Here is a 23,129-nt window from a genome sequence, read left to right as displayed (position 1 = left end):
GCCACACAAAAAAGGCAGCCCGGTAGTGGGCTGCCTTTTTTTGTAAGCTATACCGGCTACAATGAGTAGCCAGGCATTTACAGCGCGAGTTTACGTACCCGCAAGGCCAGCACGATTAATAAGACCCCAATAACAATCGCAAAGGTGGCAATTAACCACAACAGCGCCAGGGCCCCGGCACCTGKCTGGGCAAACAGTACCAGGCCAAAAATAATCGAGATAACGGCGTTAAGCATCAACCACCACTCGCCGGTCATTTCTTTACGCAGACGAAACGCTGCTAGCAACTGCACCGCGCCCGTCAGAATCGCCCAGGCCGCCACGTAGTACACCAGCACCACCGCTGTCACACCCGGGGCAAACAACGCCAGCGCACCAACAATCGTGCTCAGCAGTGCACTGAGTAACAATACCCACCAATAATCGGTGTGACGCCGGCCCGAGATCGATAAATAAATACCCACAAGGCCATCCGCCAGACAAAACACACCAAACATAATCACCAACAAGGCGATAGAGAGTGCTGGCATAAACCAAGCCGTAAGACCAAATACAATGGCGATAACACCCCGCACTAACAGCACCCACCAATTCGCTGAGAATGCCTGTGCCAGAGAGAGTTTCGATGCGTCCATTATGCTTCTCCTTGATGCGAATAAAATAAACCCACTACATTATAGGCGGCATTACTCAGGCTGGTAGCGGGTAACCTTTAAACCCGACTGCTGTAACATAAGCAGCACGCTATCGGGGCCCGCCAGATGCAGCGCGCCCACCAACACCAGCTCCTTTTCTGGGGTGGCCAACAGCTGTTTAATGTGCGGCACCCAGGTTTTATTGCGCTGGGTTAAAATCAAATCGTACAGTGCCGGCGCCTCATCCAACATTGGCTTACCCATCAGGGTAAAGAGCTCATCGGCATCGCCCTCGCGCCACTCGGCTACCATCTGATCAAACATCTCTGACATTTGCTCCAGATCGTCGAGCGTGGCGTTAATAAATAAGTCGGGGTCCATTTCCGTCATGGCGACCATAAACCCTAGCTGCTCATCCGGGGTTTCCAGTTGGCCCAATGATTTGTTCTGCGCCTTCGCCTGGGCAAAATATTTTTGATCGATGCCGTCACCAAAGCCCAGCTTCTGCATTTCCATCATGGTAAAAGCCAGTGCCACAAAAGCCGGTTGAAACGCTTGCATAGGCGCCAGCGGTAGTTGGCGACTAATGGCGTACTCACTTAGGCGAGCCCAGGTTTTTTCGCTCAACTGATCTTGTAGCGTTTTGCCTTTGGGCAACATCATCGCCTGTTGCAACTTTTGGCTAAATGCCGGGTCGCTGACCACATCCATGTTGGTTTCAAACACCACCTTCTCGGCAGCGGCAAACGCCGCGGGGAATTCATCCGGTAGCGGGTAATCGCTGGGCTTTAACATATGGATAGTGCCGCCAATCAGCAGCGCGTTATCACCGTCGCTAACCTGCCATAGGTAGCTGTCGGCCTGGGCCGCCGATGCTGCACACAAAGCGCAAGCGGCTAAAAGTCCTTTTACTGGCTTCATAATGAGTCCTTAGGAGTTGGTATAGTGTAAAACGGTAAGCGTTAACCCATAGCGGACGCTACGGGCGAGCCTCTAATAAAAAGGTGACCGGGCCATCATTGGTTAAACTAACTTGCATATTGGCTGCAAAAATACCGGTGGCCACCCGTGGGTGCTGCGCTTTAAGCTGAGCGACAAAATAATCGTACAGCTCTTCGGCCAGTGCCGGACTAGCGGCACTCGAGAACCCCGGGCGCAACCCTTTGCGAGTATCGGCCGCCAGTGTAAATTGCGATATGGCCAACACCCCGCCATCGACCTCGCCAACGTTTAAGTTCATTTTATCGTCGGCGTCGGCAAATACCCGGTAGTGTAAAAGCTTGTGCAGTAGTTTATCGGCCTGCTCGCGAGTATCGTCGCGCTCGACACCCAGCAGCAGTAACAGGCCTTGATCGATACTCCCGACGCACTCACCATCAACCGCCACCGATGCCTGAGACACACGCTGTATCAAACCACGCATCGGTTACGCCATTTGGTCAGAGTCGTTGCTGAGTTTGCGCGCCAGGCCATCGGTGGCGCGGATCAGCGCATCGACAATACCCGCCTCGCGCGAGGCATGCCCAGCGTCGCGGATAATTTGCAGCTCGGCATCGGGCCAGGCCGCCTGCAGAGCAAAGGCGTTATCCAGCGGGCACACCATATCGTAGCGCCCGTGCACAATCATGCCGGGGATGCCCGCTAGTTTATCGGCGTTTTTAATAATCTGGTTGTCTTCCAAAAAGGCCTTGTTCACAAAGTAGTGAGCCTCTATGCGTGCCAGCGCTAACGCCTTAAAAGGGTTAGAGAAGGTGTCCACCACATCTTGGTTCGGCCGCAATGTTGCGCAGCGCCCTTCCCATAGCGACCACGCCTTGGCTGCCGACATCTTTTGCAGCTCGTTATCACCTGTTAAACGTTGGTGATAGGCGTGCATTAAATCGTGGCGCTCGTTCTCGGGGATCGGAGCGAGAAAATCCTTCCAGTAATCCGGGAAAATAGCGCTGGCGCCATCTTGATAAAACCAGCGTAAATCCCGCTCACGGCACAAAAAGATGCCGCGTAAAATCAGCCCCAGCACACGCTCTGGGTACGTCTCGGCGTACACCAGGCTCAGCGTCGAACCCCACGAGCCACCAAACAGAGCCCAGCGGTCGATATCCAGTGCCACCCGGATACGCTCGATGTCCTCCACCAGCGCTTGCGTGCTATTACCCTCTAACTCCGCGTGAGGGGTAGAGCGACCGGCACCGCGCTGATCAAACAAAATAATCCGGTAGCGCTCCGGGTCAAAAAAGCGCCGGTCGTACTTGCCGCACCCAGCTCCGGGCCCGCCGTGCACAAACAGGATCGGAATGCCGTCGGGGTTACCCGATTCATCGACATACAACTCATGGGGTGCCTCTACGGGAATCTGGTGACGAGCAAACGGTTTAATTTCGGGGTAGAACATCAACATGTAGGATGGCCCTGCGTACTAAGAAAGAGTGCGACTGAATATCAGCTTGCAACTTAGCACACAAAGACGATGGGAGGGAGACCCCAGTGCGTCGCACCGGGGCCGGGTCAAACATTAAAGGCAGCCTTGCCCACTAAAGGCGTCCGCTACGCCCTGTAATGCAGGCTTCGCCGACAGGTTGGCATTAAATAACAAGGGCCAAACATCCTCGTAATCCGCACCAGCGGCGTTGGCAAACTGATTCATTAACCAACTCTCATCGTCGGTCAGCCCCCAGACGGTAAACCCGCCCCGCTGATCAGCGGGCACAGTGTCCAGATAAACTTTGGTCACTTCGCAAAAACGCTGCTTTTGCTCGGCAGCCAGCTGCTCATCATACTCTGGCTGCGGCGGTGGGTTACCACCGCCGTAGGGATTCACTACCGCAATATCCAGCTCGGTTAGTTTAACCTTCAGGCCCATATCCACCACCCGCTGGAAGGCGCTTTGAAAGTCATTAATCGAGGGGTAACCCATGTAGATGTGCATCTGAAAGCCCACCCCGTCGATAATACCCTCGTCGTTGAGCGCTTCGGCAATCTCCAAAGTTTTACCTAGCCGCGTACTATTGGCGGTATTGTCGTAATCGTTGTAGTACAGATCAATGCCCGGGGCCGCATCCCGCGCTGCCTGAAAAGCCACTTTAATGTACTCGGGGATCTCACCCTCAGCCGTTGGGGGCAACTCGTTATAAAACACCGAGCGACGGAAACCATCACTGGCCCCCTGATCCACCGCTTCATTCACCACATCCCAGCTGGTCACTACACCGGGGTAATCAGCCTCAAAGTGCTCAATAATACCGGTGACGTGATTCGCCAACATCGCGGCAAAATCGCCTTCATAGCCGTTCATAAAGCCCGGCACCTGATAGCTGGAATGCCACACCAACGCGTGGCCGTGAACACTCATGCCATTGGACTCGGCAAACGCCACTAGCTGGTCGGCATCGTCAAATGTGAAGGTGTCCTCAGAAGGGTGCAGATAGCTCATCTTCATGATGTTACCGGCGGTCAACTGACTGAAGTGCCGGGCAATCACACCCTGACGCTCGCTGGCGTCACTGTGATTGAAAATACTGTAACCCTCATTGGCGGCTGATACCGCTAGACCGACAGGAAAATCCGACGGGGTTGTGGCATACAGGTCAAAATCGGGCTCAATCGCAATCGGGCCGTCTGAGCTCACCGAGGAGCTAGATGAGTTTTCCACAGATGACGACGAACTGCTCGGTTGCGAGCTGCTGGACGAACTGGATGAGGAGGAGTCCACCGACGAGGCACTGGAACTGCTTGGAGTGCTGTCGCCACCACCGGAACCACCGCCGCATGCCGTGAGTGAAGTAGCGGCAAGTAACCCTGCCAGCCATAAAAGTTGCGTGCGCATAAATCACCTATCATTAGTTTTATTGTAATGGGCAGAGTGGCGTATACTTTCTATAGCACCCTCTTATGGTCATTATGACCACTTGATGCCATTAAGTAAAGTCAGCCACAAGGAGCTATCGTGAGCGAACAGCCAATCCGTTGCCAATGGTGCAGCGACGACCCAATTTATCAGGAGTACCACGACCAGCAGTGGGGCGTGCCCTGTTACGACGCCCAAGAGCTGTTTGAAATGCTGATTTTAGAAGGCGCCCAAGCGGGCCTTAGCTGGATTACCGTGCTTAAAAAACGCGAGGGCTACCGCCGGGCTTTTTGTCAGTTTGACCCGAGCAAAATCGCTCAATTTACCGATCAGGACGTCGAGCGGTTGCGTCAGGATGCCGGCATTATTCGCAACAAGCTTAAAATCGAAAGCGCCATCAAGGCCGCCCGCGCCTATTTACAGATGCAACAAGACGGCGACGACTGGGTAGCGTTTTTATGGTCTTTTGTCGGTGGTCAGTCGATACAAAACCGCTGGCGCAGCCTGAGCGACGTGCCGGTCACCACACCCGAGTCCGACGCTATGAGCAAAGCCTTAAAAAACAAAGGCTTTAATTTTGTCGGCAGCACCATTTGCTACGCATTTATGCAGGCCACCGGTATGGTCAACGATCACACCATCGACTGTTTTCGTCACCAACCCTGTGCCAAGCTCGCGCCAGACAACAAATAAGGCTGTTACACTTAAGCATCGAAACAAACCCGTGATCCACATTACACAGGAGAGTCACCATGTTGACACGCACCTTGACGGCATTGGGCCTGGCCGCCGTACTGGCCGCCCCGTTTAGTGCCAGCGGCAAAACCGTTATCGACAGTGAACGCGCCAGTTTTGCCGTTGAAACCATTGCCGAGGGCCTAAAAAACCCCTGGGGCCTGGCGTTTTTGCCCGACGGCACCATGCTCGTCAGTGAACGCGCCGGAAACTTGCGCTTGGTGAGCACCTCAGGGCAAATCTGGCCAGCCCTAAAAGGGCTGCCCGAGATTGTCGCCAAAGGGCAAGGCGGGCTACTGGATGTCGCGATCGACCCAGATTACGCCTCTAACGGACGTATCTATTTTAGCTACTCGGAACCCAGCGAAGATGGTGACACCAACAGTACGGCCGTTGCCTCAGCGCGTATCGACGATGATCAATTAGTCGATGTCACCCGCATTTTTAGCCAGCAACCCAAAGTCAAAAGCACCTCGCACTTTGGCTCACGGCTGGTGTTTGGCAGCGACGGCACCCTGTTTGTCACCCTCGGCGACCGCTACTCGCGCAAAGACGACGCCCAAACCCTGGACAACCACCACGGTAAAGTCGTGCGCATTAACACCGATGGCAGTGTGCCCGCCGACAACCCCTTTGTTGACACCGAAGGTGCGCTACCCGAGATCTGGTCTTACGGCCATCGCAACATGCAAGGCGCGGCCATTCACCCTCAAACTGGCGCATTGTGGAGCGGCGAGCACGGCGCCCAGGGCGGCGACGAAATTAACATCGACCGCGCCGGCCTAAACTACGGCTGGCCAGTAATTACCTACGGTGAAGATTACGGCGGTGGCAAAATTGGCGAGGGCTTTAAAAAAGAGGGAATGGAAACACCCGTGTATTACTGGCTACCCTCACTGGCAACCGCGGGCCTCACCTTTTACACCGGTGATAAATTCCCCGACTGGCAAGGCGATATGTTTGTCGCCAGCTTAAAAGGCCAAACCCTGTCGCGCCTTGATATCGAAGGCGAGCGTGTGCTGCACGAAGAGCGCCTATTAAAAGACGACGTGGGCAAGCGCCTGCGCCACGTGGTGCAGGGACCAGAGGGCTACCTGTACTTACTCACCGATGACTCTAACGGCGCCATCTTGCGCCTGAGCCCAGAAGAGTAAACCCAACCCGAGTACACCCGAGCTCCCGCCTCTACCTCCAGAGGCGGGTTTTATCCGTAGCCACCCGGCGACAACCGTGCACCAACGACCTATCCGGCAAATTCACGCCACAGCTGGTAAACTTTGCCTAACGACATTACAAAGGCAAGACCATGACAGCACGGTACCGGGCTCTTACCGACAACGCCCATGACACGGTTAAAACCACACCCCGCACCGGGGTTTTATTAACAAACCTCGGCACCCCCGACGCCCCCACTAAAGCGGGTTTACGTCGTTATTTGGCCGAGTTTTTATCGGACCCACGCATCGTCGAGATCCCCCGCCTGCTCTGGCTGCTGATTTTGCACGGCATTATTTTAAACATCCGCCCCAAGCAATCCGCCAAACTCTATGAAAGTATCTGGACCGACGAGGGCTCGCCACTGCTGGCCATCAGCCGCCGCCAGCGCGACGCCATCGCCAAAGCCCTTGGCCCCGAGGTAAAAGTCGCCCTCGGCATGCGCTACGGGAATCCGTCTATCGCCAGCGCCCTGGCCGAGTTACAAGCGGCCGGCGTGCGCAAAATTGTCGTATTGCCGCTCTACCCTCAGTACGCGGCCGCGACGGTTGGCTCCACTTTCGATGCGGTATCTAAAGAGCTGCAACACTGGCGCTGGGTGCCCGAGCTGCACTTTTTAAGCGGCTACTGCGAGCACCCGGGTTACGCCACCGCCCTCGCTGCAACCATGAGTGAGCACCAAGCCGAACACGGCGCACCCGACAAATGGGTGTTCTCGTATCACGGCACCCCCAAGTTCAGCCTGGAAAAAGGCGACCCTTACTACTGCTTTTGCGTAAAAACCACCCGCCTGGCCGCCGAGAAAGCCGGCCTCAACCCCAACGACTGCATCACCACGTTCCAGTCGCGCTTTGGCAAAGCCGAGTGGCTAAAACCCTACACCGAACAAACCCTAAAAGAACTGCCCGCCCAAGGCGTAAAAAATATCGCCATCCTAAGCCCCGCCTTTAGCGCCGACTGCCTAGAAACCCTAGAAGAGCTAGAAGAACAAAACCGCGATTTCTTTTTAGACGCCGGCGGCGAGCAATACCATTACATACCGGCGCTAAATGATAGGGCCGATCATATTGAATTGTTGGTGGATATTTTGCAAAAGGCGGGAGCGGCTTAGGCTTCATCCACAAAAAAACGATGTAAGTTGGAGTGCCACTCGACTTATTTAGATCCCATATTGAGATTGTTTGTCCTCCTCGCCAAACGACAGAGGACAAACAAATCAAAGGCCCCGGCGAGTCGTATGACTACCACGCGCTGGCAACGAAACACTATCCCCACAACACCCCGTGTAACATCTTAAGCGCCAACAACACCATGACCACCGCAAAAATCCGCTTTAACACGGCCACCGGCAACCGATGCGCCAAACGCGCGCCAAGCGGCGCGGTCATAAAGCTCATCAACGCCATCGCCAGCACCGCCGGCCATACGACATAGCCCAGGGTGTAATCGGGCAGCCCACCGACGCCCCAGCCATTAACAATATAGCCCGCCGCCCCGGCGGCGGCGATCGGCAAACCTACGGCGGCCGAGGTGCCCACCGCACGGGCGAGAGGTGTATTGCACCACACCAAAAACGGCACGGTCAGCGAGCCGCCACCAATAGCGACTAATGCCGATACACCGCCAATGCCGGTGCCCACCGCGCCAAGCCCGAGCGGCCCCGGCAACGAGCGGTCGGGGCGCGGCGGTTTGCCAATAATCATATAGAGCGCCACCGCGCTCATAAATAACGCAAAGAAAATCGCCAACGGCACTGCACTTAAAAAACTGGCGATAAAGGTTGCAGCAAACGTGCCCACTAACACGCCGGGCGCTAAACCTTGCACCGCACGCCAAACCACCCCTTTGCGCCGATGGTGGGCGCGAGCGCTGGCTACCGCCGTAGGCACAATGGCCGCCATCGAGGTGCCGAGCGCCAGGTGCACATTGTGCTCTGCGCTAAAACCCTGAGCGGTAAACATCATGCTCAGCACAGGCACCATAATGCCGCCACCGCCAATACCAAGCAGCCCTGCAAAGACGCCGGTTACCGCGCCCAACGCGAGATAACTCAGCAACCAGATCCACTCCACTAACAACTCCTATCCATGTAAATCGCGTACCTATTGCCCGTCGCTATCACGCTTTTTACCGCGGCCCGGCCCCTCGCGCTCCATCCGCTCAAGCTCTTGCTTGTACTTTTCAAGATCTTCCCAATCGAAGGGGCTGCCGACGTTAAGCCCTTGCTCCAGGTGCGCCGCGCGCTCCCGGGCATTGTGCTCCAGCGAGTGATCTTCATCCTCGTTCTCGCTGGTTTTATCCTGTTTCGCCTGTTGGTCGCGCTCGTACTTTTTGAGAAATTCCGATGCTTTCATAATCACCTCCGGTGGTTAGCCACTATAATGACGCCTTTTCCGCTATTAATGAAAGATCATCCATGAGCCGCGAGCGTTTTGAGAAGTTTATAAGAGTGTTGCACCAGCGTCAGCCCGACATGACAGTACTGACCGATAAAGTCCATAAGGGGCAGAATATCTCGGCCATTATGCGCACCGCCGAGGCGGCGGGCATCGGTCAGGTGCATATGGTAAAGCCCGATCGCGGTCACATTGTGTACCACAACACCGCCGGCGGCATCGGCCGTTTTACCAGCCAGCGCGTGCACGAGCGCATTGAAGATGGCTTTGCCCACCTGCGCAAACGCGGCTTTACCCTGGTAGCGGCGCACTGGTCCGAGCGGGCGGTGCACTACCGCGAGTTTGACTACACCCAACCGTTTGCGCTGGTGATGGGAGCCGAGAAAAAAGGCCTGAGCGATTACGCCGCCCGCGAGGCGGACGCCCACGTCACCATCCCCAATATGGGTTTGGTCGAGAGTTACAACGTCAGTGTCGCCGCCGGGATTATCCTGCAAGAGGCACTACACCAACGGCAGCAGGCAGGGCACTACCAACGTGGCTGCACCGAAGATGACCATTACCATAAAACCCTGTTTGAATGGGCGCAGCCCGATATGGCCCGCTACTGCAAACAACACCAGCTGCCCTACCCCGAGCTGGATGAGGACGGCGACCTGATACCGCCAGAGGCGACCGCCTATCGCCGCCCCAGGGACAAGCGCGACGCATAACCCACGCCCGGCGCAGCACAAAATTGGTGTACACTCGGCTTACGTTTTACCTCGGCCACGCAGGCTGCCAGTATCTTGATCAATAAATGGAGTGAATCATGGTATCTATTGTTAAAAACTTCTTTCGCACGGCGGCCATCGCCCTGTGCTGTATCAGCGCTGGCGCCAGTGCCGACGCGCTCGACGATATATTAGATCGCGGCACCATCCGCGTGGGTGTGGCCGAGTTCACCCCCTGGACCATGAAAAACGAAAAAGGCGAGCTGACGGGCTTTGATATTGATGTGGCCCGCAAAATTGCCGCCGACATGGGCGTTAAGGTCGAGTTTGTCGAGTACGAGTGGGAAAAAATCTTGCCATCGCTGGCCGAAGGTAAAGTCGATATGGTCGCCGCTGGCGTGGCCATTACCCCCAAGCGCGCGCTGCAGGTTGAGTTTACTAACCCCTACTCGGAGTCGGGCGTTGGCTTAGCCGCCAATATCGAGAAAACCCGCAACGTTAAAACCCTCGCGGAAATGAACAACAAAGACTTCACCATTGCCGTGGTACGCGACACCATCGCCTTTGACGTATCCAGCTCGCTGTTTAAAAACGCCGAGGTAAAAGTATTTGAAACCTCTAAAGCCGCCGAGCAAGCGGTATTGGATGGCAAAGCGCACGCTTACATTGCCAGTCAACCCGTGGTGACGTACTTTTCGGTCAGCAACAGCAAAAAAATTGACCTGCCTATGAATGCACCGCTGTTAAGCTATAAAAATGGCCTGGCCGTGCACAAAGGCGAGCAATCACTGCTAAACTTTTTAAATGCGTGGATTGTTGCCCGCACTGCCGACAAATGGTTGCCGGCAAGTACCCGTTACTGGTTTACCAGCCTGGAGTGGAAGGAGGCGCAATAATATGGCGCTTAAATTTCCGTTAATAACCACCCTGTTTCTCGGCGCCGCACTGGTAGCGGTCGCCCAGGACAGCAACCGCAATGCCGCAGACGACCGGGCGATGGAAGAGATTGTGGTCACCGCGCCCAACTGGCGTAAGGAAACCGCTCCCACTTTACCGGAAGACCCTCGCTGGCAAATTGACGATGAAACCCGGGTTAAGATGCAAAGCCGTATGCAATTTGGGTACGACCCGGTGCTGGATGAAATTCGCAACAGCGACAACCGCATCAAGCTGCACAGCGACGTCAACGAGCCAGAGCCGTCTACGATTTTTCGCTTTAGCTTTTAGCTTGTCCGGCGCCTTAAACACACCTGTGATTAAGGCGCCGCCCTTCCTTTACACTTCTTGCATATCCCTTAGCCTAACTCGCTTTCTGGCGCTTGTATTCGCACACGCTACACGGCAAAGTACCTGCTAATAAATCATACTAATTGCGGCCCGGCCCCCAGTCAGGCGAGATAAGAATAGGCACATACCATGAACCATCTGCGTTTGTTTGCACCTCACGGTGCGCTGTTAGTTTGTTTAGCCGCCGGCAGCGCTCATGCCGAGACTTTCACCTTGCAGTCCCCGGACGAGCGCTTAGCGATTAGCATCGACGTGGCACAAAGCGTCAGCTGGTCTGCCACGCTCGACAAAACGCCGGTCATTACTGACAGCACCATCGGCTTAACGCTAAAAGGCCTGGGTGACATCACCCACGACAGCAAATTGATTAGCGTTGACCGCAACAGCGTCGATACCCAGCATACGCCGGTGGTTAAACATAAATCCGGTACCATCGACGAGCGCTACCGCGAGCTGTCGCTGCGGTTTGATAACGACTTTGGCATTGATTTTCGCGCCTATGATGACGGCGTAGCCTACCGTTTTGTGGGTGAATACGATCAGCCCATTGCCGTCACAGACGAGACCATGGCGCTTAACTTTCCCGCCGGTGCCAGCACGTTGTTTCCTGAAGAAGAGTCGTTAGTTTCTCACTACGAGCGCCTGTATGTACCGGCAAAAGTCGCCGACATCGCCCCCGAGCGCTTTGCCTCACTGCCGGCCTACGTCGGCGTTAACGATATTAATATAGTCTTTACAGAGGCCGACCTGTACGACTACCCCGGCCTGTTTTTATACGGCACCGGGCAAGACGGTTTTAGCGCGGGCTTTACCCCCAGGGTTACCGAGGCCACCCCCATGGCCGGCTCGGAAGACCGCAACCAAAGCCTTAGCTTTGGCGATACTCTGGCCGACACACAAGGCGAGCGCACGTTCCCCTGGCGCGTGGCGGTGATCAGCGACGATGACGGCGCTCTCATCGAAAGCCAACTGGTGTGGCTGTTATCGCGCGACAACCAACTGGCCGACAACAGCTGGATTAAACCCGGCCGTATCGCCTGGGATTGGTACAACGCCAACAACCTATTTGATGTGGACTTTAAGGCAGGCATCAATACCCAAACCTACAAAGCCTACATCGACTTTGCCGCCGACTACGGCCTTGAGTATGTGATTTTGGACGAGGGCTGGACCAAAACCACCACCAACCTGCTGGAAATGAACCCCGACATCGATGTGCACGAGCTGGTGCGTTACGGCCAAAGCAAAGGCGTCGAGATTATTCTTTGGGCGCTGTGGGGCCCACTCGACAAAGATTATCAAAACATCTTAAAAACCTACGGCGAATGGGGTGTGGCCGGCATCAAAACCGACTTTATGCAGCGCTCCGATCAGTACATGGTGAACTTTTACGAGAAAATCGCCCGCGAAGCCGCCAAGCACGAGCTGCTAGTGGACTTTCATGGTGGCTTTAAACCCACCGGTCTGCGCCGCGCTTACCCTAACGTGATGACCTACGAAGGCGTAAAAGGTAACGAGAACAACAAGTGGAGCGCCGATATTACCCCAGAGCACACAGTCACCTTGCCGTTTATTCGCATGGTTGCCGGCCCCATGGACTTTACCCCCGGCGCCCTGCGCAACGCGCACGCCGCCAATCACCACATTAGCCACTACCGCCCGGTGAGCTTAGGCACCCGCGCTCACCAGGTGGCCATGTACGCCGTGTACGAGAGCGCCCTGCAAATGCTGTGCGAGTCGCCCTCGACCTACCGCCGCGAGCCCAAAGTCACCGAATTTATCAGTCAGTTTCCCGCCGACTGGGATGAAACCCGCGTGCTGGACGCGCAAGTGGCCGACTACATCCTGGTGGCCCGGCGCAACGGTGATACCTGGTACATCGGCGCCATGACCGACGACACCGCGCGCACCTTAACCATCGACTTTAGCTTTTTGGGCGAGGGCAACTTCAGCCTGACCGCGCTGCGCGACGGCATCAATACCGAGCATTTTGCCGAAGATTATAAAATCGACAACCAAACCGTGAAGGCCGGGGACAAGCTCACCATCAATCTTGCCTCGGGCGGCGGCTGGGCGGGGATTGTTAAAAGCCGTTAACGCGGCTTGTCGGAGGTCAGATGCGGTGGACGGTGGACGGTGGACGGTGGGCGAGATTTTAACTGGCCGGGGCTAGGCTGGGCTGGGCAAAGATAGCCCGTTCCCCGTTCCCCGTTCCCCGTTCCCCATCGAACTCATGGCATAATAGCCGCTGCCGCAGCGGCACCTATCACCCGACACGCAACAACAGAGAGTAACCCATGGCGTCTTTGCAGGATCAACTGAAACAAGCGGGCCTTATTAACGACAAAAAGGCCAAGCAGATTCAAAAAGACAAGCGCAAGCAAACTAAGCAAGCGCATAAATCCAAACAAGTGGTAGTGGACGAAACCAAACAGTCGGCTCAGGCCGCCCGCGCCGCCAAAGCCGAACGCGACCGCGAGCTAAACCGTCAGCGCCAGGCCGAGGCCGAGAAAAAGGCCATTGCCGCGCAAATTAAGCAGCTGATTGAAAGCAACCGCCAACCCAAGCACGAAGGGCGCGAGGCCGAGCTGGAATACAACTTTACCGACGGCAAGACCATTAAAAAGCTGGTGCTGGGCGAGCAGGCCCATGGCCGGGTGACCCGTGGCCAGCTCAATATTGTAAAGCTGGGCGAGGGCTACGAACTGGTGCCCAAAATGATCGCCGACAAAATTGCCGAGCGCGACGCCGCTTACGTGCTGGTGGCCAACACCGTTAGCGCCGAGACGCAGGATGAAGACGATCCTTACAAAGACTTTGTGATTCCCGATGACCTAATGTGGTAAGCCCGCCAAACGCAGGTAGATAATGACAATAAATCGCAGAACACTCCTGGCGCGCACAGCCATGCTGGCCGGTGCGCTGGCACTCACCAAGCAAAATGCCATCGCCAAGGCACTCAACGACACCGGTTTAAAAGATCTTTATAAAGACGATTTTTATATCGGCACCGCCATTGGCAACGCCCGCCTAAACAGCCCGCCAGCCGGGTTTAACGCCCTTGTCGCCCGCGAGTTTAACGCCCTAACCATGGAAAACGACATGAAGTGGGAGCGTATACACCCCACGCCCGACCAGTGGGCGTGGGAGCGGGCCGATAAATTTATGGCGCTGGGCGAGCAGCAGCAAATGTTTATGGTGGGCCATGTTCTGGTGTGGCACTCGCAGACACCCGACTGGGTGTTTAACGACGACCACGGTCAGCCTCTGCCCCGCAAAGCCCTGCTGGCACGCATGAAAACCCACATCGATACTCTGGCCGGCCGTTACCGAGGCCGAATCCACGCCTGGGATGTGGTGAACGAGGCAGTGGATGAAGATAAAGGCTGGCGCAAAAGCCCCTGGTTTAACCAGATCGGCCCGGACTTTGTCGAGCACGCCTTTCGCTACGCCCGTGCCGCCGCACCCGAGGCGCAACTACTGTACAACGACTACAACATGCACAACCCCGGTAAACGCCAATTTGTAGTCGACATGATTAAGCGTTTTAAAGAGGCCGGTGTGCCCATCGACGGCGTGGGCATGCAGGGCCATGTAGGGCTGGCCTACCCCGACATTGCCGAGTTTGAAAAAAGCATTAAGGCATTCGCTGCCACCGGCGTCGCGGTGCATATCACCGAGCTAGACGTCGATACCCTGCCGGTTGCCTGGGAGCATATCGGCGCCGAGATCTCCAGTAACTTTGACTACGCTGACGAGCTAAACCCCTACCCCAACGGCTTACCCGCTGAGGTAGAAGCCCAGCTGGCCGAGCGCTACGCCGAGTGGTTTGCGCTATTTTTAAAGCATCGCGAGAGCATTGCCCGGGTGACCCTGTGGGGCACCGGCGACAGCGAATCCTGGAAAAACAACTTCCCGGTACGCGGGCGCACCAACTACCCGCTGCTGTTTGACCGGGATTACCAGCGTAACGCCGCCTACCATGCAGTCGCCGCCCTGAAAAAATAACCGCTGCGGGCCCTTGCCCCATTAGGATGAAGCCGCAATATTTGCTATATTGCGGCCCACTTGGCAAATCCGCGCCAAGGCGCTTTTCTCCCTGGCGCCGCGTCGCTAACCTGCCCAAATTGATCTAATGGCCATCAGTGCCACTTACAACGCATCAGGATGACTCGATGGCAGACCCCTGCTTTCAAATAAAAGGCACAAGCGTCACCAGCATGGTGCTGGATTTATACCACTATCAGGGCGAAGAATTCGCCAGCGCCCTGCATCAAAAAGTGCAATCGGCCCCTCTGTTTTTTACCGGCTCGCCCCTGTATATCAACCTCGCCTCTTTTAACGGTGAGCTGAGCAAACCCGAGCTGCAAGAGATTATTAAACACTGCCAATCGCTGGGCTTTCAGCTGTTTGGCTGTAAAGGTGGCAGCGAACCCCAGGCCAAGCTGGCCAAAGATTTAGGTTTGGTGCATTTACCAGCCTCGCGCGCCCGCCCGGATAAAACCGAGCCCAGCCCCGAGCCCGAACCTGCCCCAGTAGCCAGCCCGGAGCCAGAGGCCATTAGCCGCCCCACCCGTATTATCGAGCGCCCGGTGCGCTCGGGGCAGCAGATTTATGCCGAGGGGTCAGATTTGATTTTGCTGGCACAGGTTAGCGAGGGCGCCGAGGTAATTGCCGACGGCAACATTCACGCTTACGGCCCATTGCGTGGCCGCGCCTTAGCAGGCGTGCGCGACAACCCTAATGCGCGTATATTCTGTCAGCACTTAGAGGCCGAGCTAGTCTCCATCGCCGGCCACTTTGTGCTTAACGATACCCTGCGGGAGCGTTGCTGGAAGCAACCGGCACAGGTTTTTTTACAAGACGATTCCATTGAAATTGCCGCACTGTAAAAGTGCCAAACACATTGAGGAAACACCGTGGCTAAAATTATTGTTGTGACTTCGGGTAAAGGCGGCGTGGGCAAAACCACGTCCAGTGCAGCCATCTCTACCGGGCTGGCACTGCGTGGCCACAAAACCGTGGTAATCGATTTTGACGTGGGCCTGCGTAACCTGGATTTAATTATGGGTTGCGAGCGCCGCGTAGTGTACGACTTTGTCAACGTGATCAACAAAGAGGCCTCGTTAAAACAGGCGCTGATCAAAGACAAGCGCACCGACGGCTTATTTATTTTGCCTGCCTCGCAAACCCGCGACAAAGACGCCCTGACCCACGAAGGCGTTGAAGCGGTACTGGACGAGCTGGCCAAAGACTTTGACTACATCATTTGTGACTCGCCAGCCGGTATTGAGCAGGGTGCGCAGATGGCGCTGTACTTTGCCGAAGAGGCCATCGTGGTAACCAACCCCGAGGTATCCTCGGTGCGCGACTCAGACCGCATTTTGGGTATTTTGCAAAGTAAGTCGCGTATGGCCGAGCAGGGCAAGGCGGTTAAAGAGCACTTACTTTTAACCCGCTACAACCCCACGCGCGTGGCCAGTGCCGAAATGCTTAGTGTGGCGGACGTCGAAGAGATTCTCGCCATCCCGCTGCTCGGCGTAATCCCCGAGTCCGAGGCCGTACTCAAAGCCTCAAACCAAGGCGCACCGGTCATTTTAGATACCGAATCACAAGCCGGCCAAGCCTACGAAGATGCCGTGTCTCGCCTGCTGGGCGACGAAGTAGAGCATCGCTTTTTAGAGCAAACTCAAAAAGGTTTCTTTAAGCGATTGCTAGGAGGTAAATAATGGGCATACTGGATTATCTGCTAAAGAAAACCAAACCCACCTCCTCGGCATCGGTGGCTAAAGAGCGACTGCAAATTATTGTCGCCCACGAGCGCAGCCACCGCGGCCAACCCGATTACCTGCCGCTGATGCAGCAGGAAATCCTCGAGGTGATCCGCAAATACGTCGAGATCGATCAAGACCAGGTGTCGGTGCAGGTCGATAACGCCGACGACTGCTCGGTGCTGGAGTTAAACATTACCCTGCCAGAGCGCTAACCTCTGGCGGCGCGATTCCGGCATGCCCCACTTAAACTCGCGGCGCTTGGTGGCAAAACCCACCGCATCAGTTGCCGCGAGCTTTACTTTGCCTAACAGACACGCCCACCGCCGGCGCGTTACAATAGCGGCACTATTTGGTTCTCACCAAACTCTAGCTCCATAATTAAAACACCCGCATATCTACCTACCGGCCACGCTCTGCGTGCAGCCGGCGCTGCTGGTGTTTACACAACGGAAGTCGACATGACCCACAGCGCTACCACACAAAACTCTGCGCCTCTCAGCAAAGGCGCCATGCTGATGATTGAAATTGCCCTGGCCATTGGCGGCTTTGGTATCGGCACCGGCGAGTTCGCAGCCATGGGCTTAATGCCCGGCATTGCCGAAGGCCTCGGCGTGAGTGAGCCACAGGTAGGGATTGTGATTAGTGCTTACGCGCTGGGTGTGGTGATCGGCGCGCCCCTGTTGGCCATTGCCGGCGCGCGGCTCTTTCACCGGCACTTGCTGCTGTTATTAATGGGCTTTTACGCGCTGGCCAATATTGCCAGCGCCTTTGCCCCCAACTACGAAAGCTTAATCGCCATGCGCTTTATTGCAGGCCTGCCCCACGGCACCTACTTTGGCGTGGCGGCGCTGGTGGTCGCAAGCCTGGTGCCGCCCAGCCAGCGCGGCAAAGCCGTCAGCCGGGTCATGATCGGCCTCACCCTCGCGGTGCTGATTGGCAACCCGCTGGCCACCTGGCTCGGGCAAACCATAAGCTGGCGCTACGCATTCGCCTTAGTGGGCGTTATCTCGGTGCTTACGCTCGCCTTAATTGTGTGGTTTGTACCGCTCAACAAGCAGCAAGTGCGCAACAATCCGCTGCACGAAATCAAAGCCTTTAACCGGCCGCAAGTGTGGTTGGCACTACTGATTGGCGCCACCGGCTTTGCCGGCGTGTTTGCCGTATTCAGCTACCTGGCCCCCACCATTTTGCACGTCACCGGTGAAAGCAAAATGTGGATTCCCATCGCCATGGCCACCTTTGGTTTGGGCGGCTTTACCGGTAATATCGTGGGCGGCTGGCTGTTTGATAAATACCAGTTTAAAGCCGTGGGCGGCGTGTTGTTGTGGAGCATATTTATCTTACTGCTCTACCCACAAACCACCTCCGAGCTGTGGAGCATTTTGCTCGCCACTTTTTTAGTCGGCACTGTCGTGGCAGTATCACCACCACTGCAAACTCATTTAATGGACGTCGCCCCCGGCGCACAAACCTTATCGGCAGCCTCGCACCACGCCGCCTTTAACACCGCCAATGCCCTGGGCCCGCTACTGGGCGGCATGGCTATCTCGGCCGGTTTTGGCTGGAGCTCAACCGGCTACGTAGGCGCCGCAACCGCCACCGTCGGCTTGATCTTTTTTGTGATTGCTCTGCAATGGCAGGATAAAGACCTTTTACTTTAAAATGCCTTGTACCAATCGCAAATGGAAGGGAAGCAATGAAGACCCCAAACCATAAAGGCATACCAACATATATATCATCAGTCATCTGAAAATCTAACGCCCGCATTTGCGGCTGGTTTGGAGCGCAGCGGAAAACCAGTCCGATAATATGCGCTTGTTATGACTTTCTTTCTTCTAAGCTATTTTCTGTTTGCTTTGGCATAAACATCCGTTTTGGGGTTTCATCAAAAAACTCAATATTAAAAGACGAATATCCTCCGGCAGGAAGTACTCTGACCCAGGGGTCTTTCAGTTCATCCTCACTAAAGTCCACTGGGATTTCTGGGCCGAATTCAGTGAGATCTATTTCTATATCACTGGGACCAAGCTCCTTAATCTTATAACCGTTGGAATAGATGTGAATAGCCTTAATTTTTTCTGCTAAAGTTTTATTGCAAAACGGGAATAGCATTGCTTCATCAATATCCCTAAGCGTAAGACCGTCAGGATTTCTAATCAAACTATCCTTACTATATTGAATGGGGATAAATTCTACATAATCCATTCCTATACTAGAAGAAGAACCCACTTTAGTATATTTCTCTTCTTCGTAGTCCTGATCTTCGTCTTCAATATCTATAATTTGTTCCCATTGACCGCCGCCAATACCATATTTGATGCCACTTTTTTGCTCAGTAAAATCCGCTGCAATATCTTCCCTCATTCGATTCGATCTATCCGTACGACCAAATAGTATTGAAAGGATTTTATTTTTTGGTTCTTTCAAGTATAGGGAACAAAAGAGTCTAAAATGACCGATATCTTCAGCAGTATACTTTTGGTTAAGCTCTATAGATAAAGTCAAATGAGATAAAGTACTTGAAGCTTCTTGGAAGAACAAAATTCGATTCAATGTATTTTCAACTTTTTGAAATCCGGTTGATATTACAGATTGAATATCATCGCCCCACTTAGCAAAAAAACTCGCCTGTTCTTCCTCAGACAAGGGAATATTTAAATGCTGAAACCTAATTGAAAACCCATCTGGGGTATCAAGGGATATTCTTATTCTTTCCCTATCCATGATCTCACAATGAATCATTCCACGAGTTTTGGCTTTCTCTATAAGCTGGTCTTTTTCGCCGATTGTTAGATTTATGTTTGTATAAAATACAAACACCTCTGGCTTTTTATCAGCAGACAAGGCGCTGTTTAAGTCTTCATTAAATTTTCTATTAATTGTTTTCTTTTGATCCGCAGAATCATTTGCTTGATTCACAAACCCCACAGCGCCAAATGCAATATGATCGTTTCGGTAGATAGCTTCAATATCACGACCACCGTCGCGTCCTCCACGAGGATGTCTTGGGCGAACATCAGAAAATCTCTTATCTAATGCAAGAACTGATCGACACAATTGTTCTCGACTTAGCTGATTTGTATCTAAATAGTTCTTTATTCTTTGGTCAGTCTCGTAGCTCAATGGATAGCCCTTGTCCTTTAGTCATAACGCCGCCAGCAATTGCTGGTGAACTTGTGGATTTTTTTGCGGCTCCTTCTTTTTGCAAAAAAAGCTGAAAGTTTAGCGGTCAGGTTGACTGGCCTTGTTAGTTTTGAAATGCAGGGAGAATAATATCTGCCAAAGTCGTGAGCAAAAATACAACTACACCTAAGCAATAAAGTTTTACAGTTGTCTTATCGTCGTTTTCAATGCGCTCTAATTCATTTATCTGCTCTTCATATACTTCTAGAGACTTTTCATTCATATCTTGTCTATTGCTATTTTCATTTTGAGTGCATTTCAAGGCTTCTTGGTCAACTTTAATAATTTTTTGCTCTATATTGTCATGTTCTATTCTTCTACCAAACGCTTGAAGAGTGCCATAACCAAACATAAACCAAGATGAAAACTTAAATACTGAATTAGCTAAATTAAACCAATCTAGTGTAGTAGTTTTGTCATTAATACAGTACACAAGCAAACCAATGATTGCAGCTAACAGAGAGACTATAAAAATCATACATAAATTATATGTAAATGATTGAGTTTTTATTAATTTTTTGAACATGACTACCTTTAAAACTAACGCCGCGGTTTGGGGCTGACATGGAGCGCCAGCGGAATGGCAGTCCCAGCCGAAGGCGACAACACCGCCTTGTTAAGTTGCAATACTGGCATGCCAAGTGTACTCATTTTCTTTAGGACTGGACCCCAGTAGTACAGCCCCCATCCCATAATCATCGAAAAGCTTTATGACTGGGTGACTACTACCAAAGTGTTTGCTCAATTCCGGCCAAGCAGCGCACAACTGTGAAAGCAACCTACGACCTTGCTCAATATCTGATATTGCCCGTGACATATTGGTGTTTTCGCTGCTCCACGTCGAAACCAACAAAACCGTTTCACTATTGCTTATGGATAAATTTGAAATTTGCAACGGCTCTTTGCCCTCTGACATTAGCTCAAGAGCAATCGAGCTTCTTTTTGTGTTTATTTCTTCAGGCTCAATTCTCATGGCAACTTAACGCCGCGCTCAGTGGCGGCTTGCCTTGTGCGCCTTTTGCGCGAAAATGGGAGCGAAGCGACCGCGCATAAGGTGCATAAGGTAAGCCGTCCGCTGCAGTGCTTTGTTAACAGTTTTGGGGCCTGATAGCGACCGCCGTAATCTCCACTAGCACATCACCTTCTAGCTCAACACCTAGACATGCTCTTTGTGGCCAATTGGCTTGATTTGGGCCAATCCAGGAGCACCATGCTTCGTCCATCTGCGGCTTTTCGTTCATTCTTGCGATGAATACTTGAGCCGAAAGTATGTGCTCTGTACTTGAGCCAAGATCTTCTAAGTTAGCAGATAGTATTTCCAGAGCCTGTCGTGTTTGCGCTTTTGTACCCACACTTGTATCCGGTGAAGTAGCGACGGAGAACACCAGATCTTTATATGCAGAAGACTTACTTCTTCCTTTATATATTCCGGCCACTCTTTCAATCATGGTACTACTCATTGACTGTTAACAGCTAATTCATGCGACTCAGTCGCACTTTGTCCTATCACCCTATCCCCGGTAGAAACTGGATGAAGTCAAACATATAGGCCGTTGAAAACAAAGGGGAAAAACTCATAATCTAACAGCTCCATGTTTGGGGAAAGTGCGACTCATGTTAATCAGCAGTCTAACTTTATTTTTTGCTCTTTATCTGCAAACCCTACTAAGCCATTGAGTTGCTTAGCAATATATCGCCCGGGTCACATTAGCGCACTATTTTGCTCAAGGGTTTCCCCTGAGCAGCGAATACCACCTCAATTGCCTGATGCGCGCGCTTAGATTTCACCGCTAAGTCAATTGCTTAAACACGCGGCAGAAACTGTATTCGTAAAGAAATAAAGGCGATTTCTAACAGCGCCTTACCCCGGCAGGTACGCCTGGATCTTATGTTCCCGTAGAATATTACGCCATGCCGGTAAACACAACCGCGCCTGACACACATTAATAATGCCCGAAAATACCAAACAGACGGTTAACCATCGGCCTCTGGTGCACTAAACGCTTTACTGTAAAACCCCGACGGATCGAAACAACACACGCGCTTTTTGCCCGAGGCCAACATGTCACAGGCGTCATCAACTCGCTTAGCGCGGGTCTTGGCTTGCCTGGCCGACTCCACCCAGTGAATCCAATCGACGCGCGCCAGGGTGGTGGTTGCCTGCCACACATCCAGCGCTGCCGGTGCAGCATCCAGAGCCTGCTGTAAATCGCGCGGCACAGCCGGTTCGGGCTCGTCCGCCACCGGCGCGAGCTTTAACTCCACCACATCACCAAAATTAACACCCGCAGCTTGCATAAGCGTTTCATCAATGCGCAACCAGTGGCTTTTGTTGCCATCGGGCTCAAGCATTAAGGTAAAAGGCTGGCCATTAAGCTCACCCGCTACCGAGGTACGGCCGCGCCTGGGTAAGGTGTCGCTGACCTCATGCGGCAACACCACAAAAGCCCACAGACTCTCGCCCATGTTTTTTGGGCGAAGCAGCCGCGCATTAAACACAGAATTGACGCCAAGTTTATCCATAAGCGCACTACCTTAAAACATCATTCGCTACAACACATTGCATCAATCATTAGAGAGTTAAGCACAAGCGTGAGAAAACACATTCAACATCCACTGCAGCGCCTGCCCATCATCTAACGGCTCTACCAACGAGTTTACTCCCCGCTGATACACCGGTTCGCCAATCGCCGCGCGGCGTTTATCCATTAAGGCTTTGGCATAATCGCGTGTAAACTCCGGATGCCCCTGCAGGGTAAGAAGATGATCGCCAATTGATGTCATCGCTATGGGGCAATAGTCGGTTGCCGCTAACACGTTGGTGCCGGGCGCCACTGATACCACTTGATCCTGATGACTGGACAGCAACGTAAACGAATCGCCGGGCGTGCCATAGCGCACGGCCGATTCGGTTAATTGATTGCGATGCACACCGACACACCAGCCACCCGGCGCGTTAACCACAGACCCACCCAAAGCCTGATGAATAATTTGATGACCAAAACAAATGCCCACCAATGGCACCCGATCATTCTCCATGGCTTTTATGCGCTGCTTTAATAACTCAATCCATTCGTCACTGTCGTACGCCGCCGATTGACTGCCGGTTATTAGCACACCAGCGTATTCGTTTAAGGACTGTGGGTACTGCTGTTTATTAACATCAAAACGCTCAAAACGAAGCGCAGAGTTAACGGCCGATAAGCTTTTGATAAACATATCGGGGTATTGGCCATGCTCACGGGCAAGCTCGGTGGGAATGGTGTCGGTGTTAAAGATGGCAATAGGTTTCACATATCCTCCGCAATACTGACAAGCCAAAGACGCAGCTTGTCACTCGTTAAAGT

The 23,129-nt window shown here is 53.4% G+C and carries 26 protein-coding genes; 13 read left to right on the top strand and 13 right to left on the bottom strand.

The annotated features are described in order from the left end of the window. Positions 1-77: 77 nt before the first annotated feature. The 5 genes from SD69_RS00310 to SD69_RS00290 all read right to left on the bottom strand — a co-directional run bounded on the left by SD69_RS00310 (position 78) and on the right by SD69_RS00290 (position 4,458). Positions 78-635, bottom strand: coding sequence for an HdeD family acid-resistance protein (locus SD69_RS00310; RefSeq protein ID WP_041521613.1), 558 nt, complete (start codon positions 633-635; stop codon positions 78-80). Positions 636-686: 51 nt separating this feature from the next. Then, a complete protein-coding gene (locus tag SD69_RS00305; RefSeq protein ID WP_041521612.1) occupies positions 687-1,556 on the bottom strand; it encodes a TraB/GumN family protein in 870 nt (289 codons plus the stop codon). 58 nt (positions 1,557-1,614) lie between these two features. Beyond that, positions 1,615-2,058 (bottom strand): D-aminoacyl-tRNA deacylase, encoded by a 444-nt coding sequence (gene dtd / locus SD69_RS00300; protein ID WP_041521611.1) that lies wholly within the window; start codon positions 2,056-2,058, stop codon positions 1,615-1,617. A 3-nt stretch (positions 2,059-2,061) separates the two neighbouring features. Continuing rightward, positions 2,062-3,033, bottom strand: a complete 972-nt coding sequence (pip, locus tag SD69_RS00295; protein WP_041521610.1) for a prolyl aminopeptidase — start codon at positions 3,031-3,033, stop codon at positions 2,062-2,064. 114 nt (positions 3,034-3,147) lie between these two features. Then, positions 3,148-4,458 (bottom strand): endo-1,4-beta-xylanase, encoded by a 1,311-nt coding sequence (locus tag SD69_RS00290; RefSeq protein WP_041521609.1) that lies wholly within the window; start codon positions 4,456-4,458, stop codon positions 3,148-3,150. 117 nt (positions 4,459-4,575) lie between these two features. Here SD69_RS00290 and SD69_RS00285 point away from each other — a divergent pair, with 117 nt between their 5' ends. The 3 genes from SD69_RS00285 (at position 4,576) to hemH (ending at position 7,540) form a co-directional block, all read left to right on the top strand. Beyond that, a complete protein-coding gene (locus SD69_RS00285; protein ID WP_041521608.1) occupies positions 4,576-5,172 on the top strand; it encodes a DNA-3-methyladenine glycosylase I in 597 nt (198 codons plus the stop codon). 59 nt (positions 5,173-5,231) lie between these two features. Next, positions 5,232-6,368: a PQQ-dependent sugar dehydrogenase gene (locus tag SD69_RS00280; RefSeq protein ID WP_041521607.1), complete on the top strand. Its 1,137-nt coding sequence runs from the start codon at positions 5,232-5,234 to the stop codon at positions 6,366-6,368. A 152-nt stretch (positions 6,369-6,520) separates the two neighbouring features. Further along, a complete protein-coding gene (gene hemH / locus SD69_RS00275; protein ID WP_041521606.1) occupies positions 6,521-7,540 on the top strand; it encodes a ferrochelatase in 1,020 nt (339 codons plus the stop codon). Between the two features lie 154 nt (positions 7,541-7,694). Here hemH and SD69_RS00270 read toward each other — a convergent pair whose 3' ends face one another. Together SD69_RS00270 and SD69_RS00265 are read right to left on the bottom strand one after the other, a co-directional pair. After that, positions 7,695-8,501, bottom strand: coding sequence for a sulfite exporter TauE/SafE family protein (locus SD69_RS00270; RefSeq protein ID WP_198144031.1), 807 nt, complete (start codon positions 8,499-8,501; stop codon positions 7,695-7,697). 30 nt (positions 8,502-8,531) lie between these two features. Then, positions 8,532-8,783, bottom strand: a complete 252-nt coding sequence (locus tag SD69_RS00265) for a hypothetical protein (protein ID WP_041521604.1) — start codon at positions 8,781-8,783, stop codon at positions 8,532-8,534. A gap of 62 nt (positions 8,784-8,845) precedes the next feature. Between SD69_RS00265 and SD69_RS00260 the strand changes: the two genes are divergently transcribed. From SD69_RS00260 to SD69_RS00215, 10 genes are all read left to right on the top strand, one after another. Further along, positions 8,846-9,538, top strand: a complete 693-nt coding sequence (locus tag SD69_RS00260; RefSeq protein WP_041521603.1) for a TrmH family RNA methyltransferase — start codon at positions 8,846-8,848, stop codon at positions 9,536-9,538. A gap of 98 nt (positions 9,539-9,636) precedes the next feature. Continuing rightward, positions 9,637-10,434 (top strand): transporter substrate-binding domain-containing protein, encoded by a 798-nt coding sequence (locus tag SD69_RS00255; protein ID WP_052480761.1) that lies wholly within the window; start codon positions 9,637-9,639, stop codon positions 10,432-10,434. Position 10,435: 1 nt separating this feature from the next. Continuing rightward, a complete protein-coding gene (locus SD69_RS00250; protein WP_041521602.1) occupies positions 10,436-10,765 on the top strand; it encodes a hypothetical protein in 330 nt (109 codons plus the stop codon). A gap of 189 nt (positions 10,766-10,954) precedes the next feature. Continuing rightward, positions 10,955-12,922, top strand: a complete 1,968-nt coding sequence (locus tag SD69_RS00245) for a glycoside hydrolase family 97 protein (RefSeq protein WP_041521601.1) — start codon at positions 10,955-10,957, stop codon at positions 12,920-12,922. Positions 12,923-13,122: 200 nt separating this feature from the next. After that, positions 13,123-13,671, top strand: coding sequence for a DUF2058 domain-containing protein (locus SD69_RS00240; RefSeq protein WP_041521600.1), 549 nt, complete (start codon positions 13,123-13,125; stop codon positions 13,669-13,671). A gap of 22 nt (positions 13,672-13,693) precedes the next feature. After that, positions 13,694-14,833 carry an endo-1,4-beta-xylanase gene (locus tag SD69_RS00235; RefSeq protein WP_041521599.1) on the top strand — a complete coding sequence of 380 codons (1,140 nt, stop codon included), beginning with the start codon at positions 13,694-13,696 and terminating at the stop codon, positions 14,831-14,833. Between the two features lie 167 nt (positions 14,834-15,000). Then, a complete protein-coding gene (gene minC, locus SD69_RS00230) occupies positions 15,001-15,717 on the top strand; it encodes a septum site-determining protein MinC (protein WP_041521598.1) in 717 nt (238 codons plus the stop codon). A gap of 27 nt (positions 15,718-15,744) precedes the next feature. Further along, positions 15,745-16,554: a septum site-determining protein MinD gene (minD, locus tag SD69_RS00225; protein ID WP_041521597.1), complete on the top strand. Its 810-nt coding sequence runs from the start codon at positions 15,745-15,747 to the stop codon at positions 16,552-16,554. After that, on the top strand, positions 16,554-16,811 hold the full coding sequence (gene minE / locus SD69_RS00220; RefSeq protein ID WP_041521596.1) for a cell division topological specificity factor MinE: 258 nt from the start codon (positions 16,554-16,556) through the stop codon (positions 16,809-16,811). The genes minD and minE overlap by 1 nt, the downstream gene beginning before the upstream one ends. Positions 16,812-17,057: 246 nt before the next feature. After that, positions 17,058-18,260 (top strand): MFS transporter, encoded by a 1,203-nt coding sequence (locus SD69_RS00215; protein ID WP_041521595.1) that lies wholly within the window; start codon positions 17,058-17,060, stop codon positions 18,258-18,260. A 157-nt stretch (positions 18,261-18,417) separates the two neighbouring features. Here the strand turns inward: SD69_RS00215 and SD69_RS00210 are convergent, their stop codons facing one another. The 6 genes from SD69_RS00210 to SD69_RS00185 all read right to left on the bottom strand — a co-directional run bounded on the left by SD69_RS00210 (position 18,418) and on the right by SD69_RS00185 (position 23,076). After that, the gene (locus tag SD69_RS00210) at positions 18,418-19,722 is read right to left on the bottom strand and encodes a hypothetical protein (protein ID WP_157471582.1); all 1,305 of its coding nucleotides are present in this window, start codon (positions 19,720-19,722) and stop codon (positions 18,418-18,420) included. 124 nt (positions 19,723-19,846) lie between these two features. Continuing rightward, on the bottom strand, positions 19,847-20,308 hold the full coding sequence (locus SD69_RS00205) for a hypothetical protein (protein ID WP_041521593.1): 462 nt from the start codon (positions 20,306-20,308) through the stop codon (positions 19,847-19,849). Between the two features lie 90 nt (positions 20,309-20,398). Next, a complete protein-coding gene (locus SD69_RS00200; RefSeq protein ID WP_041521592.1) occupies positions 20,399-20,755 on the bottom strand; it encodes a hypothetical protein in 357 nt (118 codons plus the stop codon). A 115-nt stretch (positions 20,756-20,870) separates the two neighbouring features. Then, positions 20,871-21,230 (bottom strand): Rid family hydrolase, encoded by a 360-nt coding sequence (locus SD69_RS00195; RefSeq protein WP_041521591.1) that lies wholly within the window; start codon positions 21,228-21,230, stop codon positions 20,871-20,873. 526 nt (positions 21,231-21,756) lie between these two features. After that, positions 21,757-22,305: a YdeI/OmpD-associated family protein gene (locus tag SD69_RS00190; RefSeq protein ID WP_041521590.1), complete on the bottom strand. Its 549-nt coding sequence runs from the start codon at positions 22,303-22,305 to the stop codon at positions 21,757-21,759. Positions 22,306-22,362: 57 nt separating this feature from the next. Further along, a complete protein-coding gene (locus SD69_RS00185; protein ID WP_052480760.1) occupies positions 22,363-23,076 on the bottom strand; it encodes a glutamine amidotransferase-related protein in 714 nt (237 codons plus the stop codon). Positions 23,077-23,129: the final 53 nt, after the last annotated feature.

Source organism: Gilvimarinus agarilyticus (assembly GCF_000832015.1).
Classification (GTDB): domain Bacteria; phylum Pseudomonadota; class Gammaproteobacteria; order Pseudomonadales; family Cellvibrionaceae; genus Gilvimarinus; species Gilvimarinus agarilyticus.
Note: the sequence above shows the minus strand (reverse complement) of the source record. Positions and strands in the feature narration are given on the sequence as shown.